Here is a 17,480-nt window from a genome sequence, read left to right as displayed (position 1 = left end):
TTCGTTACTATTATTATATCACAAAAAGGTCAGTCAGAAAAATGCGACCTCTTGAGGTAGCTGGCTGATTTATAAGTTAAAGGAGGAATACTCATGGCTAAAGGATTCGCTAAAGGTCTTGTAACAGGTATTGCAGGAACTGTCGCTGCAGTTGCAGGTGCAGTATACGCAGTTAAAAAGAAAGTGATCGAACCAGAAGAACAAAAAGCAGCTTTCATCGAAGAAAACCGTAAGAAAGCAGCGCGTCGTCGCGTATCACACTAAGCAACAAAAGAAGTTGGGACTTTTCTCAACTTCTTTTTTTCTATTCTTTTATACTCAATAAAAACCAAATAGGAAAAGGAATCTAGCGTGGTTTGAAGAGATTTTCAGAGAGTATTAAATGGCCAAGTCAAACTTCAATTGCGGTTTCACAGGATCATAGTCAACCAACTCAAAGTCCTCCGCTTTGATGTCAAAGAAATTAGTCTTGTCTGGTACATTCAAGACCAAACGTGGTTGGCAATTTGAAGGCTCACGACGAAGCAATTCCTGAGCTTGTTCAAACTGATTATCATAGATATGGAGGTTGTTGATGAAGTAGAAGAACTTTCCAACTTTCCAACCAAAGTGTTTAGAAATCATCATTTGAAGAGCTACATACTGCATGGCATTGATATGGTGGGCCACCAGCATATCATTAGAACGCTGGGTCAAGGTCGCATCCAAATAGATTTCCCCATCTACACGACGGACATCAAACATAGTCTGAAAGGCACATGGAAGAAGGCCGTCTGTCTCCTCAAAAGCCTGATAATCCCAAAGTGAAATGATATTACGACGGTTCCAAGGATTGGCTTCTAACTGTTTGAGAATCTTGTTAATGATGTCATGCTTCTTAACAACAGCCCCATAACGTTCCCCAATAGTCCCTGTATCTCCAACTTCCCAGTCATTCCAGTAGTGAACATTGTACTTGCCATTGAGAACTTCTAGGCTATTGGACTGGTCTTGGTAGATCCAAAGCACTTCTTTTATAGCTGATTTGATAGCAATTGGACGTAGGGTTGTAATGGGGAATTCCCCCTTAAACAAATCATACTCTGCAAAGGCCCCTGTGATGTACTTGGAGTTAGCAACAGTCCCATCCTTGTACTTGGGACGAGCTTGTTCTGAAAAGACTCCTTCCTTAAGGATTCGCTCGATATTTTCTTTAAAAATCGTGTCTGCTTTTGTCATTTACTCTCACCTCAATTATTGTCTTAACTAGTATAGCATAAAAAAAGAAAGGAGGAAAATCACTCGCTTACAGAAAGCAATTTTCTCCTTTTTATGTTTATTTATTGCAAGACAAGTGATGCTGCTCCGATAACTCCAGCGTCATTTCCTAGAGTTGCAAGAGCTAGCTTAGTTGTTGTGCGTACTTGTGGGAAGGTATTTTCGTCATAAACCTTTTGCACGCCTTGGAGAAGGAATTCCCCAGCAGCTGAAACTCCACCACCGATAACAATTGTTGATGGATTTAGGATAGAACCAATGTTGGCACATGCAATACCCAAGTAACGTGAGAAGTTACGGTAAACGATCAAAGCGAGGTCGTCCCCTTCTTTTGCCAAGTCAAAGACAGTTTTAGCAGTTACTTCTTCACCATCATCAATCAAGCGTTTCAAGGCTGCATCGCCTTCGTATTCATCTGCGTAACGACGAGTCAAGTTAACGATACCTGTCGCTGAAGCTACTGTCTCAAGACAGCCTTTTTTACCACAAGTACATGCGATTGGTTGATCAAAGTCAACTGTGATGTGTCCAAGTTCACCAGCAGCACCTGCAACACCGTGAAGCAATTTACCTTCTGCTACGATACCGCCACCAACACCTGTACCAAGTGTCATAAAGACAACATCTGGTTGGTTGTCACCAGCACCCATCCAACGCTCACCAAGAGCTGCCACGTTGGCGTCATTGTCGATAAAGAATGGAATCCCCAAGGCTTTTTCCATTTTTTCTTTGATTAGTTGAAGAGTTTTCCAGTTGAGGTTGTAGGCACCGATAACAGTCCCTTTTTCACGGTCAACAACACCTGGTGATCCCATTCCAATACCTTGGAAGTCCGCTGCTACCAATCCAAGCAAGTCCAAACGGTGTTGAATAGACTCAATCATATCATCTACGATATGGCTTCCTTCATCCAAAATGTTTGTCTTAATAGACCATTTTTCTTGGATTTCTCCTTCTTGCGTTAAAATAGCGAACTTGATAGAAGTTCCACCAAGGTCAATCCCAATAATCTTTTGACTCATTTTTATCTCCTTTATGATTTATCACTTCTTTATTATTTTATCAAACTTGTTTCAGCAATTCAAGAAAACTTCTGGTTAATTCTGCAAACTCTTTTGGTTTTGCCTTATTCAAGACATGAGGGCCGTCAGGGATGGTCTCAAACTGAGAATCTGGCATCAGTTCATGAATACTTTTCATTGAACTGAGATTTGGCTTATCCTGACTACCACAAATTAACAAGCTTGGATAGGGACAATTCTTTGCATTCTCTCTTAAATCAAGTGTTTTTAATTCCTCGGAAACTCCAACCATAAGAGCCTTATCTGCCCCCTGCTTCTCATATATCCTCTTAGGAAGCAATTTGAATATCAGCAACTGAATGTAAAAAGGAATGTTACCTGCTAATTTCAGTGGACATCCTGACAAAACCAAGGCCTGAAGATGTGGTAGATCATAACTTGAAAGTTCCAACGCAAGTGCAGCCCCTAAAGACAAACCGATTAAGACAAAAGGTTCTGTCTCCTCTGTTAAGTGTTGATAAATGCGCTCTTTGGCTTCTTGGTAGGTCCCAACTCCTGAAGGAAATAAATCCAGGGCTTCAGAGGGATAATCTGCAAGCAAATCCTGAACTTCTTTCCAACTATCTGCGGACTGTCCCAAACCGTGTAAAAATATAAGTTTCATTTAGTGCTCCTTTACTGACAACTCATACAAGCCCCTTACTGCATTGCAGCCATAGATGACTTCTGCTCGCATCAAATCTTCTATGGTCAAAACCTTCTCTTCTACTTGCCCATTTTCAAGCAAGTGTTGACGATAAATCCCTGGTAAAATACCAAGAGCGCTAGGTGGGGTATAGAGCTTGCCATCCATTTTCAAGACCAGATTGCCAATAGAGGTTTCAAGCAATTTTCCATCAGCAGTATGATAAATAATTTCATTCTCTCCCATTGTCAAATGCGGTCGGTGTGTCGTCTTAAAGTAGGTAAAGGCCTGCTGCAAATCAGCTCCTTGCAGACAAAGTTTAGCTTGACAAAAAGTTGGACTAAGTGGTGTTAATACTTTTCGTTCGATTTCAATTTCTCCAGACTTGCTGAGACTGATTCGCAAACGGTAGTCTTGATGGAGGTCACAAGACTGGTACTCCTTCTCTATCTTTTGTCTCAAAACTTCTTGGTCAAATGGAAAGGCAAAGTAACGACTAGCCTTTTGTAGTCTTTCTAGATGTTGATTTTCAAAGAGCAAGGTTTTCTGGCTGATTTTTCCTGTCGTAATCAGTTGAAAACGAGGCTGTTTTCGGTAAAGAACAGCAGCCTTTTGCTGGACTTCACGGTATTCTGACTTCCAAGTGCTATCCCAAGTGATGCCTCCACCGACTCCATAGATGGCTTGCCCTCCATGCAGTTGAATGGTTCGAATGGTGACATTGAAAATCCGTCGGCCATTGGGAAGTAAGAGTCCAACAGTTCCACAGTAAACTCCTCTTGGTTGGGGCTCCAAGTCTTTGATAATTTCCATAGTCGCTATCTTGGGAGCTCCTGTAATAGAACCACATGGAAAGAGTGAACGGAAAATTTCAACTAGGTCAACATCCGGTCGTAACTGACTCTTGATGGTCGAAGTCATCTGCCAAACCGTTGAATACTGTTCCACCTGACATAAACGCTCCACATGCTCACTTCCCACCTCAGACAGACGATTCATGTCATTGCGCAAGAGGTCCACTATCATCATATTTTCTGAACGATTTTTGGGATCCTGCTCCAACCAAGCTGCTTCTTTCAAATCTTCAGCATCAGTCAGACCACGTTTAGTCGTCCCCTTCATAGGACGAGTTGTCAGTTCACGATCATTTTGTTCAAAAAAGAGTTCTGGACTCATGGAAATCACTGCCATGTCGTCATGTTCAACATAGGCATTGTAACCTGCCTCCTGCTCTACCACCATGCGATTGTAGATAGCAAAAGGGTTAGAAGTCAACTCCTGCTTGAGTTGAACGGTGTAGTTGACCTGATAGGTATCTCCCTGCCGTAAATGATGGTGAATCTGGGCAATCGCCTTTTCATAGTCCTCTGCAGAAGTTACTTCCTGCCAGTTTGATGGCAAATCCACCTCCTCATAAGTCAGAGGAATGCTGGATGTTTCAACTTTGTCATGAACAGTAAAGTAAAGCAAATACTCGCCCAGTAGAGGAACCTTGTGAACTGCTAGTTTTTCCTCAAAAGCAGGTGCAGCCTCATAACTGACATAACCTGCTACATAAAAGCCTTGCTCTTGGTAGTTTTCCACTTGAGCTAATAAGTCTGCCACTTCTGCTAAATCTCTGGTTCTTAACTCTTTGATAGGCTGGGTAAAGGTGTACCGCTCGCCCAAAGCCCTAAAATCAATCACTGTTTTTCTATGCATATCCTAAGTATACCATAAAAGCCAGACCCCAAACAGGAGATCTGGCAATTTTATTCTTTGAGAATGATAAAGTAGATGTCACTTTCTAAGAAAATCTGAACATAGCATTCTCTTTTATCACACCGACTTTTTATCTATCCTTTAGGAAAGAGTTCAGATGAAAAGGCATCTGTAACCTGTAATAGTTTTTGGAAGACTTTTTTCTTCAGAGCTACTGTATAGTTTGCAACTGAGCCTCCATACTTAAAGTTTCGGTAATCCGTTTCTACTGCTTGGTCAAACAAATCTTGCAATTTCTCGTAAGAATCAATTTGCTGGCCATCAATTTCAAAACTATGAATTCCTCGTTTTGCCTTGGCAATAATAGCGTCAAACCAGGCCTTCTTCCATTCTTCCAAGTTCTGGAACTTGCCCTTCGAAACCTTCTGGATGATGAAATCATCTCCAAGGGTGTCACGTCCCTCGCTTAACGCCTCATCCTTGTATTTATTAGAAGCATAGCCTAGGAAACCATTTTCGTAGCCATAATAACCCCACATACGGAAGGCATTATGCTTGAAGGATAGGGCTCCTGGAGCTCCCTGACTTGTATTTCCACCATAAATAGCATCCACCATCTTGACATTGACATAAGCTGTCTTGAGTTCTTCTGGTCGGTAAGTTCCTTGGTAATGCCTATTGGTGATGATGTTATGTTTGATTAAGTCATCCACAGAATTTAGCTGAGTCTTGGCTTCCTCATCTGTCAATGGACGGACATAGTCCCACTGGTTTGGAGCAAGGAGTTTATTATCTTGGTCCTGATGACGCATTTGCTTGGTCATCTTGCTGAACCAAGCCTTCTTCAAAGCCAGATCATTCTTAGCAAGAACGCGGTCCCCTTCCAGATAATCTAGAAGCATCAAGGTCTCATTATAACCTTTCATGTAGTGGTCAATCTGCTGGCGTGTTTGCAACTTGGTTGGATCTGGATTGTACCACTGATCCCCATCATTTGGTCGCATGTAAGCCATATTAAGACCAAGAGCACCATACTCACCTTGATGCCCTTCCTCAGCTGGCGACTGGAGCATACCTTGAGCATAGGCTTCTACATAGGTTCCTTCACGATGTTTGTAGCCACCCAGATAGACAATGCGATCGTTGACGTGAGTTGTCTCATGAGTATAGACAGACAAACCATACTCACTCATCATATCGATTTCTACAAAGTGAACAGCATCTCTGGCATTAATTTTAGGATAGATAGAGGCATAGGCTCCTAGCTTATTGTCTTTATAGTAGCGACCCGCTGGTCCAAATACCTCACGAATTGGCGCGTAGTCTTCCATACCACTGGTATGTCCATAACGCTCTACCCAGCCACGTCCATCAACGCGATAGCCTTCCCAAACTGGTGTAGCTACATTAAAGTCACTCTTAACCATACGGTCTTTAACTTCATCAGTAGCAAGTCGATACCAGAAGTCCAAGTAAGTCAACTGGCGGTCCGCTACTAAATCAATGTCAGCTTTCATCTGGTCTATTGTTTTGCCAGATTTATCTGCTGATCCAAAAGTAATGGTATTGTAGTTGGAAATCAGGAACATCTGTGCCTTCTTGACATTCAACAAAGGCAGAATCATATTGCGATGCAACCAGTTATTCAGATTGTCATAAGCCCGATGCTTCCGATTTGCAATTTCTTGATTCTTCGAAGCTCGCTCTGCTATGTAGACATGGCCCTTGGTGGCATTCACAAACCAGTCATTCATATCCTTGTCAGTCGTCAATAACTGTCTGTTGTAGTCTAAGAAGGCATGTAAATCTTCAGATTTTGTATCCTTAGCTAGAACTCTAGCAAAGGTTTCATGAGTCTGGTCGCCTTTTAGGTTGTTCTCTCTTGAACCAAGTTCAATCAATCGATCCAAGATATCCACATTTTGCCCATAAAAATGTGGTCTAAAGAGCATAAGTTCTTTCAGATTGTAATCCGCAAATCGGATACCGTAATAGCGATTAAGATAAGCAAGTCCCAGCATGATAGCTGATTGATTGTCCTGAACTTTTTGCTTCAAGGAAGCCATGCTAGCAGGCGAATCATTCCACTGGTAGTCTAGGTTTGTAAGTAACTTATCAACCAGGCTTCCCAGCTGCGCTTTGACCTCTGCAAAGCTTTCTTCTAGATACCAGTTCTTCACTGCCTCAACCTTCTTATCAAGGCTAGTGGTTTGATCATCTAGGATTCGATAAACTCCATCCGACTGTATGTCCACTGTTTTCAGGATAGATGTCAAGTCCTTAGCTAGGGCTGAACGCTCCTTAACCAGCATATCTGGAGTATAAAGCACATCCAAGTCAGAAATCTTGTATTCCTTAACAGCAGTCAAACCAGAATTTTGCGAGGTGATTGCAAACACATCCTTGGTCTTGTCTGCATAATGAACCATGATATGATCTGCCGCTGACAGGTCCGTCACAAAGTCTTTCCCTTTCATGGCGATAACAGAGATTACCTCTTTCTTGGCTAGATTGTGATCAAGATCCAGCTTATTTCCTTGATTTACAATCCATTCTTTATTGTAGAACGGTTGCAATTTTTCAAGGTTGCGATAGGCTTGATCATAGCGGCTATCATAATCTTGTATATCCTGATAAGCGTATTCTTTTACACCAGCAATCGTAGCTGAATCTGTACTTGACTTAGCCAAGTAGTAGCTGTATCCTGCTTCAAAGGTTTTCTGAGCATTCCGTTGAATCAAGTCAGTCGCCTCAGCAGTTACCTTGTAGTACTCTTTTCCGTTTACTCTCTCAGTTTGAATTGACTTGATGGCTAAACGGCTGGTCTTATGGCTCTCTGAACTAATCTTGAGGTAGTAATCTTCCAAATTCCTTGGCACTTCTGTCAAGTGCTGAATCACAGACTCTTTGCCATTTTCAACCTTAACAAGGCTTGTTTCCTTGATATCTTTTATTTCTAGCTTTTTAAGCTCTAAACGAATCTTCTTGTCCTCAAGCAGAGTGCTCTCCTCACCCTTACCACGATTAAAGACCATCCTTGTAGATATGGTGTAATCCGTATAAAGTTTTAGATTATCAACTGTTGCTTCCAGCTGATCACTCGTCAAGTCAAGAGTCTGATCCTCTAGCCCCTTGGCTTTAATAGTGGCACTGATTTTTGAAACGGTAACGCCATCTGCCTTGTCCAAGTTATAGCTTAAGCGAGCTGAACGGCCCATCGAATTTCCAGTAATATTAGAAAGAGTAAGGACTGGTACAGGTTTTATCTCTACATTTTTCTTACTACCACGGACGATAATCTGATCTTTAGCTTCTGTTAAAATCCGTGTTGTTTCTTTGAGTTCTGAGATACGTTTCCCATCTTTTTCCTCATAGCTGGTAACAATCTCTTTCTCACCATCTTGACCGACTTGCTCAATTCTTGTTTCACCAAGAAGCATGTCTGGATCAATTTTTTCCCTAGTTTGTTTAGGAATCAACTCTTTTCGGACTTCAACATGTAGAGTCGGTTTTGCATCTTGAACGAGCGCTTCAGTGGCATTCACACCACCACTATAGCTAGGGAGTTCCTGTTTCAGAGTATCAACTGGGACTGCGCCTCCTTCATAATCTGGTAGGCTTTCAGCTACTGTACCTTGACCATTGACGCCTCCTTCAAATGTTGGTTTTGTTGGCTCGACTAAGGATTCGCCGAATACGCCACCGGTGAACTCAGGATGTTCCTGTTTCAGAGTATCAACTGGAACTGCACCACCTTCATAATCTGGTAAGGTTTCAGCTACTACACCTTGGCCATTGACGCCACCCTCAAATGATGGTTTTGTTGGCTCAACTAAGGATTCGCCAGATACACCACCTATAAATTCAGGTTTGTTGTGGACTTCTGGGACGCCACTTTGACTACTAAATTCTGCTTTATACTCTGGCAAGGCTTCAGCTACTGCTCCTTGACCATTGACGCCACCCTCAAATGTTGGTTTAGACGGCTCAACAAGTGGTTCACCATTAACTCCACCTGTGAATTCAGGATGTTCTTGTTTCAGAGTATCAACTGGAACTGCACCACCTTCATACTCTGGTAAGGTTTCAGCTACTGCTCCTTGGCCATTAAAACCACCCTCAAATGTTGGTTTAGACGGCTCAACCAAGGATTCGCCTGATACGCCACCTGTAAAGTCTGGTTTTTTGTGGACTTCTGGAAGGCCACTTTGACTGCTAAATTCTGGTGTGTACTCTGGCAAGGATTCGGCTATTGTACCTTGACCATTGACGCCACCCTCAAATGTTGGTTTAGACGGTTCAACCAAAGATTCTCCCGATACACCACCTGTAAATTCTAGTTTGTTGTGGACTTCTGGAAGGCCACTTTGACTGCTAAATTCTGGGATATACTCTGGCAAAGCTTCAGCTACTGTACCCGCGCCATTGACGCCACCTTCAAATGTTGGTTTAGGTGGTTCAACTAAAGATTCGCCGGATACACCGCCTGTAAAGTCTGGGATTTCCTGTTTCAAAGTTTCAACTGGAACTGCACCACCTTCATAGTCTTGTAGGGTTTCAGCTACTGCTCCTTGGCCATTAACACCACCCTCAAATGTTGGTTTAGACGGCTCAACCAAGGATTCGCCTGATACGCCACCTGTAAAGTCTGCTTTGTCATGGACTTCTGGGATGCCACTTTGACTGCTAAATTCTGGTGTATACTCTGGTAAGCTTTCAGCTACTGCTCCTAGGCCATTGACTCCACCTTCAAATGTTGGTTTTGTTGGCTCAACCAAGGATTCACCTGATACACCGCCTGTAAAGGCGGGTTTCTCGTGGACTTCTGGGATGCCACTTTGACTGCTAAATTCTGGTGTATACTCTGGTAAGCTTTCAGCTACTGCCCCTTGGCCATTAACACCACCCTCAAATGTTGGTTTTGTTGGCTCAACCAAGGATTCGCCTGATACGCCGCCTGTGAATTCGGGAATTTCATGAACGGCTGCTTGATTTACTGGTTTTGCAGGAATTTCTGGATTTGCACTAGATGTTAGATCTTGCCCCGTCCCTCTTAAATCGGACTCTAATAAATAACCGACATAATCATAGCCTTTAATGTCAATAATACCTTGAGAGAAACCATCTGCAGAGACAAGGGTTTTAGTCTGATCATAAGCTAGTAAGTCCTTGTGTTCAAAAGCAAATACTTGATAAGGGAGTAATAAACTCTTACCTACAGAAGCAATCAATAACACTCCAACTATCTTAGAAGGCTTTTTCCTAGAAAATAGGAAAACCACCAAACTAGCCGTCAGAAGACCAAGACCAGCCAAGGGGAAGGTGACTGATCCTGTTTGAGGTAAGACGGCTTGTCCCTGCTTACGATAGACTAGATAATAGCTCTCTTGACTAAGATCTTGTGGTAATTCATGGTGAATGAGTTCACGTTCAGCAGCTGTCAACTCCGATTCCGATAAATAGTGAAAGGAAACTTGCTTGGTTTCATCTGCCTGAACCAGTTTGGGTTCAAGTGCTCCTCCAATGAAGGCAAGTCCAATCAATACCGAGCCCACCCCCATGCTCAGTTTACGAATGGCAAATTTTTGTAACTTTTTTCTATCTTCCATATCAGCTTTGTTCTTGTCCTTAAAGACATCTCCTTTATTCCGTTTTCATAATCTTATTATAATATTTTGTTGATTTTTTTACAAAATATTTTCGAGATAAATCGATATTTTTATTTAAGTACATATTCCAATATACCATCTGGCTAGCGACCCAGTTATTAGTAGATAGCTTCAAGCGTTGAAAAACGGATAGCTTTAGCCTTGCCTGTTTTCAGTATTGAAAGATTTGCGGGAGTAATACCTACACGTTCGATTAAATTGCCCAACCGCTTCTAAAATCCAAATTCTACACTTCTTATGAATTAAAATGTATTTCTAGTAAATTCTTTTTAAGAATATCACGTTCACTCAACATAATCTAACAAATAACCATAACCCTTTTCTTCCATTTGATCCTTAGGAATAAAACGGATGGATAGACTATTGATACAATAGCGTAGCCCTCCCTTGTCCTTAGGTCCGTCTGTAAAGACATGCCCTAGATGGGAATCACCAGTTCTACTTCTGACTTCTGTTCTGACCATATTGTAGGACTTGTCTTCCTTGTAGGTCGCAACATCTGGACTGATAGGCTGGGTAAAGCTAGGCCAACCACAGCCCGATTCAAATTTATCTTTCGAAGAAAAGAGTGGTTCACCAGTTGCTACATCCACATAAATACCTGCTTCAAATTTATCCCAGTAACGATTTGAAAAGGCCCGTTCTGTTTGACTATTTTGAGTCACTGCATATTCCTCAGGAGAGAGGAGTTTTTTCAATTCATCGTCACTCGGTTTTGGATATTTACTCGCATCAATAACAGGATAGGATGCTTGATTGACATTGATATGGCAATATCCATTTGGATTTTTCTGAAGATAATCTTGGTGATAGTCCTCAGCCACGATAAAATTGCTTAAGGGTTCCTTTTCAACCGCTAGAGGCTGGTCGTACTTCTGAGCAACTTGTTCAAAAACTTGATTGATGACTTCTAGGTCCTGCTCGTCCTTATAGTAGACTCCCGTTCTGTACTGAGTCCCCATATCATTGCCCTGCTTATTTTTACTAGTTGGATTGATAATGCGGAAATAATGGAGCAAAATTTCTTTTAGAGAAATTTGATTGGCATCGTAGGTCACATGAACAGTCTCAGCATGGCCTGTTTGGCCGATCAATTCATACTGGGTTGTTTCTCCTCTGCCATTCGCATAGCCAGAAACAGCATCTGTCACACCTGCTACTCTTGAAAAATACTCTTCAACTCCCCAGAAACAGCCTCCCGCTAGATAGATTTCATGTAGGTCAGCATTTTTATCTAGCACAGTTTTTTTCTTAACACCTTGACCTTGGCTAACAGCTGCCTTCTCAATTTGAGAAGTATCAGTGTAGCTTGTGCTTCTTTTTTCCCAAAAAAATAAAAGTCCAATAATAATACAAATGATGATTCCTATGAATACAATTGTTTTTAACTTATCATTCATGAGTAACCTCTAATCTATGCTTTTCAAACTCTCTACAATACTTGCCTTATCCATAAAACCTGGCTGGATCTTAACTAGTTTTCCTTCTTTATCAATAAAGGCCTGGGTCGGATAAGAACGGACTCCGTAACTTGCTAAGAGTTGTCCCGAAGGGTCTAGAAGGACAGGGAGATTTTTATAGTCCAATCCTTGATACCATTTTTTAAAGGCTTCTTCTGCTTGCTCTCCTTTTTGACCAGGAGAAACCACTGTCAAGATGACATAGTCATCACTTGCTTCTTTTGCCAGCTCATCGGTATCAGGTAAACTAGCTAGACAAATAGAGCACCAAGATGCCCAAAATTTGAGATAGACCTTTTTGCCCTTATAATCTGATAGGCGATAGGTTTTACCATCAACTCCCGTCAGTGAAAAGTCTGGAACTTCTTCTCCTTGTTTTGCCATTTGAGAGCTAACTTGTGCATTTTTGTCTCCATTTTGCTTATCAGCTTGGTTCTCCATCTGATTGTTACAAGCCGATAGACAGACCAGACTCGCGCAGACCAATACAGTTGCTTGCCATGTTTTCATCTTCATCACCTTCCTCGTTATCATATGAATATAGATATTTGCTTTATAGTTCTATTATATACCTACCTTGCTAAAAATACTTAGAATCTGTTTGGAAAATCATTAAGCTTCTTGATTACAAAAAACTCCCACCTGCTAAGCAGATGAGAGTTTTGGATTATTTAAAGATAGAAGTTTTAAAGCTATCTGTTTGTTGAAGAAGTTTCTTAAAAAGTTTTTCTTTAAGTGAAACGGTGTTGTCAAATTTGACAGATCCCTTACTTAGAGTAGCCTTATCTTTATCAACTGCTTCAGCAAATGCACGTTTCAAGTCTTCATAGCTATTGTATGTTTTACCATCAATTTCAATAGATTGAATTCCTTTTTTAGCGCTTGTTACAACTTCATTGAAGTATGCTTTCTTCCAATCTTCAAGATTGTTGAATTTTCCTTCAGAAATCTTGTTAATGATGAAATCATCACCTAAAGTATCTTTACCAGCTTTTTTAGATTCAGCTTTTAGCATGTTAGAAGCATAGTTTAGGAAGCCTTTTTCATAGCCATAGTAACCCCAGATTCTGAAAGTATTGTGTTTAAATGACATCGCTCCAGGAGCACCTTCACTTGTGTTCCCACCGTAGATACCTGCAGTAATAGGTACAGTGACATAAGCAGAATCAAAGTCAGTTGGGTTGTAAACTCTGTTGCCTGGACCACGGTTGGTCATGAAGTTATTCGTAACTAAGTCATCAACTGTACGCAAAGGAATAGTCTTTTCATCATCACTTAAAGGTCGAACCTTATCGAATTGATTCTTGGTGTTATTTCCTCGATATTGCTTATCAACCTTCTTGAACCAAGCGTTATTTAAATCTTGATTTGCTTTATTGAGGACAGCCTCTCCTTCAAGGTAATCAAGAAGCATGAGAGTATCATTGAAGCCTTTCATGTAACGATCAATTTCTTCACGAGATTTAAGGTCATTTGGATTTGTGTTGTACCATTGGTTTCCATTATTTGGACGTTCGTAGGCCATGTTTAATCCTAGAGCTTTAAAGTCACCGTTTGGACTTGACTCTGCAGGAGATTGGAGCATACCTTGTGCGAATGCTTCCAAATCAGTACCTTCACGATGTCCCGAACCTCCTAAATAAACCATACGGTCATTTACGTGAGTTGTTTCGTGAGTAAAGGCTGAAATACCAAAGTCACTAATCATATCTGTCACCATGAAGAAAACAGAATCATCTTTATATGGTTTAGGATAAACACGAGCTACTGCTCCCATACGACCGTCTGTTGCGTGATAACGACCTGTTGGTCCATATAATTCACGTACCGGAGCAACGTCTTTACCACTAGCAGTGTGGCCGTAACGGTCTGTGCTAATACCTTTATAGTTTTGGTTATCTAATACCGGTGTAGGTACCATGTTGTTGCTCTTAAGTAGTTGATTACGAACTTTATCCAATGATAAGCGTGACCAGAAGTCTAGGTAGTTTTGTTGACCTTTGGCTACTTTATCGATTTCTTTCTTGAATGCTTCACGTTCTGCTTCAGTATACTTGCCATATTTCTCAAATGAGCTGTATGCCATAGTGTTATATGTTGAGATTAAGAACATATGTGCATCTTTTAAGTTCAGAAGGGGAAGAATCATCTTACCGTGCATATCGTTGTTTAATCCTTCATAGGCTCTGTGTTTCTTATCAGCAAACTCAGGAGTTGTTGTTTTTGGTTCCACGATATAGACATTATCTTTAGTTGCTTTAATGAACCAATCATTTAGATCTTTGTCTTCTGTGAATAGACGCATATTATAGTCTAAGAAACTGTTTAACTCGCCGATACCGATAACTCCACCGATAGTTTCGCGATAAGCTTCTAAAGTTCTATCACCTTTAATGTTATTTTCTTTGGAACCAATCTTGATCAAGAAGTCTAACACATTGACATTTTTACCATAGAAGTCTGGTTTGAACAACATGAGTTGCTTGATATTGAAGTTATCAAACTTAACTCCGTAGTAACGATTGAGGTAAGACAAACCAAGAAGAACAGCAGCCTTGTTGTCATCAATCTTCTTGATCAAGGCACGTTTAGCAGCTTCATCTGTGTTTAATTGATGGTCTTCATTTTCAAGCAACTGTTTCACAAATCTAGCCAGATTATCCTTGACTTCTTTGAAGCTTTCTTCTAGGTAAAGATCTTTTATAGCGTTAACTTTATTTTGTCCTGTTCTACCTAGGTGTGTGTAGATAGGATCTGATTGCAATTCTACTAGGCTTAATTTTTCAACGATAGCATTGATGAGATCACTGCGGTCTTTGTCAACCATGTTCGGAGTGTAAACAACTTCTCCAAGTTCAGCAATGCTGTACTCTTTCACTTGTTTGACCTTAGATTCTTTCAACGAAACAGTAAAGATGTCTTTGGTCTTATCGCCATAATGAACCATAATATGGTCAGCGTCAGCCAATTCTGTCACAAAGGCATTGCCTTTCATGGCAGTTACAGACAAGATTTCTTTAGTCAAGAGAGGACTGCCTGCAGCAAGTTTGTTTCCTTGGTTTACGATCCATTCTTTATTATAGAAAGGTTGTAATTTTTCGATATTACGGTAGGCAAGTTCACGAGAGGCATCGTAATCTTGAGTATCTTTATAAGTATCAGCTTTTACTTTCTTATTATTGAGAGTATCCTCAACAAGAGGTTTAATTTCAAACGTATCAGCAGTGATACCGAATTCAGCGATCTTTTTATTTGCTTCTTCAAGACTGATTTCTTGAATTCTGTTAGTACGAGAACGTTTGAATGAACGTTTACCAGAGCTGACATCTTTAACAACATAGTTTCGCTCAATCCAATCGTTTGTATAGTAACCGTCTTCTTCGTCTAAGTCTTTTGAACCGTAGAACTCTTCACCATTTTCAACTTTCATCATTGAAACAGTATCAGCAACTCTACCCCATGTCCAGTTTTTACTAATGAATCCACCAACCTCAACAGGTGTCTTAACATTAATGGTTCCTTTAGTAACAGCATTACGAACAGAAGCATACTTGTCGATTCCATTAGGATCCGAACCATTATCAGATCTAGCAAGAAGACCACCAACACGAGCTTTATTTGCTGTAATATCAGCATCTACATAAGCGTGTTTGATATTCCCTCTCCAAATTTCACCGGCAATACCACCAATATCCCAGCCTTTGTCACCAACACCAGTAAGTTTACCAATGAATGCGACATTTTTAAGTAGGCCACCAACATCTGCTTTATTGACAATACCAGCAATACCATCTTTACCAAGAACACTACCAGTCACCTTGACATTCTCAACTGTAGCATTTTTAATCGTTCTTGCAAGTGGTGAAATATTTTCAGCCCAAGGCATATTGATATCAACGTTACCTAGGTTAACATTTGTAACCGAGCCACCCTCGATATTATCGAACAATTGACGAGCCATATTGTGGATTGTGTACTGCTTTCCTTCAACACTTGTTAAAGTTCCACTAAACTTACCAGGTACATATTGTTTATTTGGTGTTGGAACATTAGCTGCATTAAGATCAGCACCTAGTTTAAATGTTCCATTTTTATTGTCCTGCATGGCCTTTACAAGATCATTGAAATCGTAATAAACATCACCTTCATGAGCTTTTGGCTTAGCAAAGTAATGGACATATTCTTGACTGAACTTGTTGTCTGAATTACGCTGAATTAAATCAGGGGCTTGGGCAGTTACTTTGTACAATGTTTTACCATCTACAGTAACTTCTTCAATCTTGTCAACAGCTAGTCTTGTAACCTTGTTATCATGAGTTGTCACTTTCAAGTAATAAGGTTTAACATCTGATGGTTTTGCTGACAAGAGACTATTATCAGTTTCTACACCTTGGTTATCAACACTGATAAGGCTGGTTTCCTTGATGTTTTTGACTTCGACTTTTTTGAGATCAAGTCGCAGTGGTTCTTCCGTGAGAACTACTTCTTCATTCCCATTTCCACGATCGTAAACCATCTTAGTCGCAATCTTGTAGTCCTTGTAGTATTTCAAGTTTGTAAGATTTGCAGTCAGGTCTCCCTCAGACATGTTGACTGTTTGAAGGCTAGTATCACCATCTTTCAAGACAACTTCAAGAGATTTAATGGTTACACCTGTTGGTTTAACCAATTGGTAACGAACCTTGGCACTACGCTCTAATTCTTCTTTATCTATATGAGTGAGGGTCAACGTTGGCTCAGTCAGGATTTGATCACCTTTTTTGATGATACGATCTTGAACTGCTTCAACAACTTCCTCTGAAATCGTTGGAGCATCCGCAGTTTTCACGCCCTTAAGAGTCTTATAGACTTTGGTAATCTTTTTCTTACCGTTTTGACCAGCTTGAGCAACAACTTCTGTTCCCTTCGGAAGAGTGCTGTCTACTTCTGTTCTTGTCTCGAAAGGAATTTCTTCAAACGAAACTTCTTCAACTTGACCTTCAATAGCCTTGGTACCACGACTAATTTTTTCGTTTACTGGCGCCGTAACAATTTCTGTACTCGTGCTGATTGGGTCCCCAACTTTTTGGCCATTGACTGTCTTATAGACACGATGAATCAGCTGACTTCCTGCTTGACCGTTTTGAATCACTGTTTCTTCATCAGTGTAACGAGTATCATCAGCTACATACTCCTTTGTATATGGAACTGCTACTGTTTCAGTTTCTGTGACAGTTGCTTCAGCTACTTCATACGCTGGCAACTCTGGCTGAACTAGGGATTCACCTTCGTGACCTGCTTCTTGGGTTCCTTTGGCTGTAATCTCACCTGTATAAGCTGGGGCTTCTGGCTGAACAAGAGATTCGCCTTCATGGCCTTCTTCTTGCGTGCCTTTAGCACTAATCTCGCCGGTATAAGCTGGAGCTTCTGGTTGAACTAGGGATTCACCTTCATGACCTGATTCTTGAGTGCCTTTAGCACTATGCTCGCTAGTGTAAGCTGGGGCTTCTGGTTGAACTAGGGATTCACCTTCGTGACCTGCTTCTTGGGTGCCTTTAGCACTAATCTCGCCGGTGTAGGCTGGCAATTCTGGCTGAACTAGGGATTCGCCTTCGTGGCCTTCTTCTTGCGTGCCTTTAGCACTATGCTCGCTAGTGTAAGCTGGGGCTTCTGGTTGAACTAGGGATTCACCTTCGTGACCTGCTTC

10 protein-coding genes are annotated in these 17,480 nt (G+C 41.0%); 1 reads left to right on the top strand and 9 read right to left on the bottom strand.

What is annotated here, in order from left to right:
• Positions 1 to 93: 93 nt before the first annotated feature.
• The gene (locus M1R56_RS04385) at positions 94 to 264 is read left to right on the top strand and encodes a DUF3042 family protein (RefSeq protein WP_001051776.1); all 171 of its coding nucleotides are present in this window, start codon (positions 94 to 96) and stop codon (positions 262 to 264) included.
• 114 nt (positions 265 to 378) lie between these two features.
• On the opposite strand, the gene M1R56_RS04380 is transcribed toward M1R56_RS04385, so the two are convergent.
• From M1R56_RS04380 to M1R56_RS04330, 9 genes are all read right to left on the bottom strand, one after another.
• Positions 379 to 1,218: a thymidylate synthase gene (locus M1R56_RS04380; RefSeq protein WP_248034741.1), complete on the bottom strand. Its 840-nt coding sequence runs from the start codon at positions 1,216 to 1,218 to the stop codon at positions 379 to 381.
• A gap of 101 nt (positions 1,219 to 1,319) precedes the next feature.
• Positions 1,320 to 2,279: an ROK family glucokinase gene (locus M1R56_RS04375; protein WP_248034740.1), complete on the bottom strand. Its 960-nt coding sequence runs from the start codon at positions 2,277 to 2,279 to the stop codon at positions 1,320 to 1,322.
• A gap of 40 nt (positions 2,280 to 2,319) precedes the next feature.
• The gene (locus tag M1R56_RS04370) at positions 2,320 to 2,943 is read right to left on the bottom strand and encodes an alpha/beta hydrolase (protein ID WP_248034739.1); all 624 of its coding nucleotides are present in this window, start codon (positions 2,941 to 2,943) and stop codon (positions 2,320 to 2,322) included.
• The gene (gene pabB, locus M1R56_RS04365; RefSeq protein WP_248034738.1) at positions 2,944 to 4,665 is read right to left on the bottom strand and encodes an aminodeoxychorismate synthase component I; all 1,722 of its coding nucleotides are present in this window, start codon (positions 4,663 to 4,665) and stop codon (positions 2,944 to 2,946) included. It lies immediately after the preceding gene.
• A 134-nt stretch (positions 4,666 to 4,799) separates the two neighbouring features.
• Complete coding sequence (locus M1R56_RS10050) at positions 4,800 to 10,274, bottom strand: SIALI-17 repeat-containing surface protein (RefSeq protein WP_282434669.1); 5,475 nt, start codon at positions 10,272 to 10,274, stop codon at positions 4,800 to 4,802.
• 158 nt (positions 10,275 to 10,432) lie between these two features.
• The gene (locus M1R56_RS04345; RefSeq protein ID WP_148131649.1) at positions 10,433 to 10,540 is read right to left on the bottom strand and encodes a helix-turn-helix domain-containing protein; all 108 of its coding nucleotides are present in this window, start codon (positions 10,538 to 10,540) and stop codon (positions 10,433 to 10,435) included.
• Positions 10,541 to 10,618: 78 nt separating this feature from the next.
• A complete protein-coding gene (gene msrB / locus M1R56_RS04340; RefSeq protein WP_248034737.1) occupies positions 10,619 to 11,734 on the bottom strand; it encodes a peptide-methionine (R)-S-oxide reductase MsrB in 1,116 nt (371 codons plus the stop codon).
• A 9-nt stretch (positions 11,735 to 11,743) separates the two neighbouring features.
• Positions 11,744 to 12,304 (bottom strand): redoxin family protein, encoded by a 561-nt coding sequence (locus tag M1R56_RS04335; RefSeq protein ID WP_075232420.1) that lies wholly within the window; start codon positions 12,302 to 12,304, stop codon positions 11,744 to 11,746.
• A 157-nt stretch (positions 12,305 to 12,461) separates the two neighbouring features.
• The coding region (locus M1R56_RS04330) for a ZmpA/ZmpB/ZmpC family metallo-endopeptidase (RefSeq protein WP_248034736.1) at positions 12,462 to 17,480 on the bottom strand (5,019 nt) is incomplete at its 5' end.

Source organism: Streptococcus sp. oral taxon 431, assembly GCF_023115445.1.
Taxonomy (GTDB): Bacteria; Bacillota; Bacilli; order Lactobacillales; family Streptococcaceae; genus Streptococcus.
Note: the sequence above shows the minus strand (reverse complement) of the source record. Positions and strands in the feature narration are given on the sequence as shown.

Bases quoted from the DNA above. Each gene is read 5' to 3' on its own strand.
- M1R56_RS10050 (WP_282434669.1), bottom strand. From the start codon at position 10,274: ATGGAAGATAGAAAAAAGTTACAAAAATTTGCCATTCGTAAACTGAGC.
- pabB (WP_248034738.1), bottom strand. From the start codon at position 4,665: ATGCATAGAAAAACAGTGATTGATTTTAGGGCTTTGGGCGAGCGGTAC.
- M1R56_RS04335 (WP_075232420.1), bottom strand. From the start codon at position 12,304: ATGAAAACATGGCAAGCAACTGTATTGGTCTGCGCGAGTCTGGTCTGT.
- M1R56_RS04370 (WP_248034739.1), bottom strand. From the start codon at position 2,943: ATGAAACTTATATTTTTACACGGTTTGGGACAGTCCGCAGATAGTTGG.
- msrB (WP_248034737.1), bottom strand. From the start codon at position 11,734: ATGAATGATAAGTTAAAAACAATTGTATTCATAGGAATCATCATTTGT.
- M1R56_RS04375 (WP_248034740.1), bottom strand. From the start codon at position 2,279: ATGAGTCAAAAGATTATTGGGATTGACCTTGGTGGAACTTCTATCAAG.
- M1R56_RS04380 (WP_248034741.1), bottom strand. From the start codon at position 1,218: ATGACAAAAGCAGACACGATTTTTAAAGAAAATATCGAGCGAATCCTT.
- M1R56_RS04385 (WP_001051776.1), top strand. From the start codon at position 94: ATGGCTAAAGGATTCGCTAAAGGTCTTGTAACAGGTATTGCAGGAACT.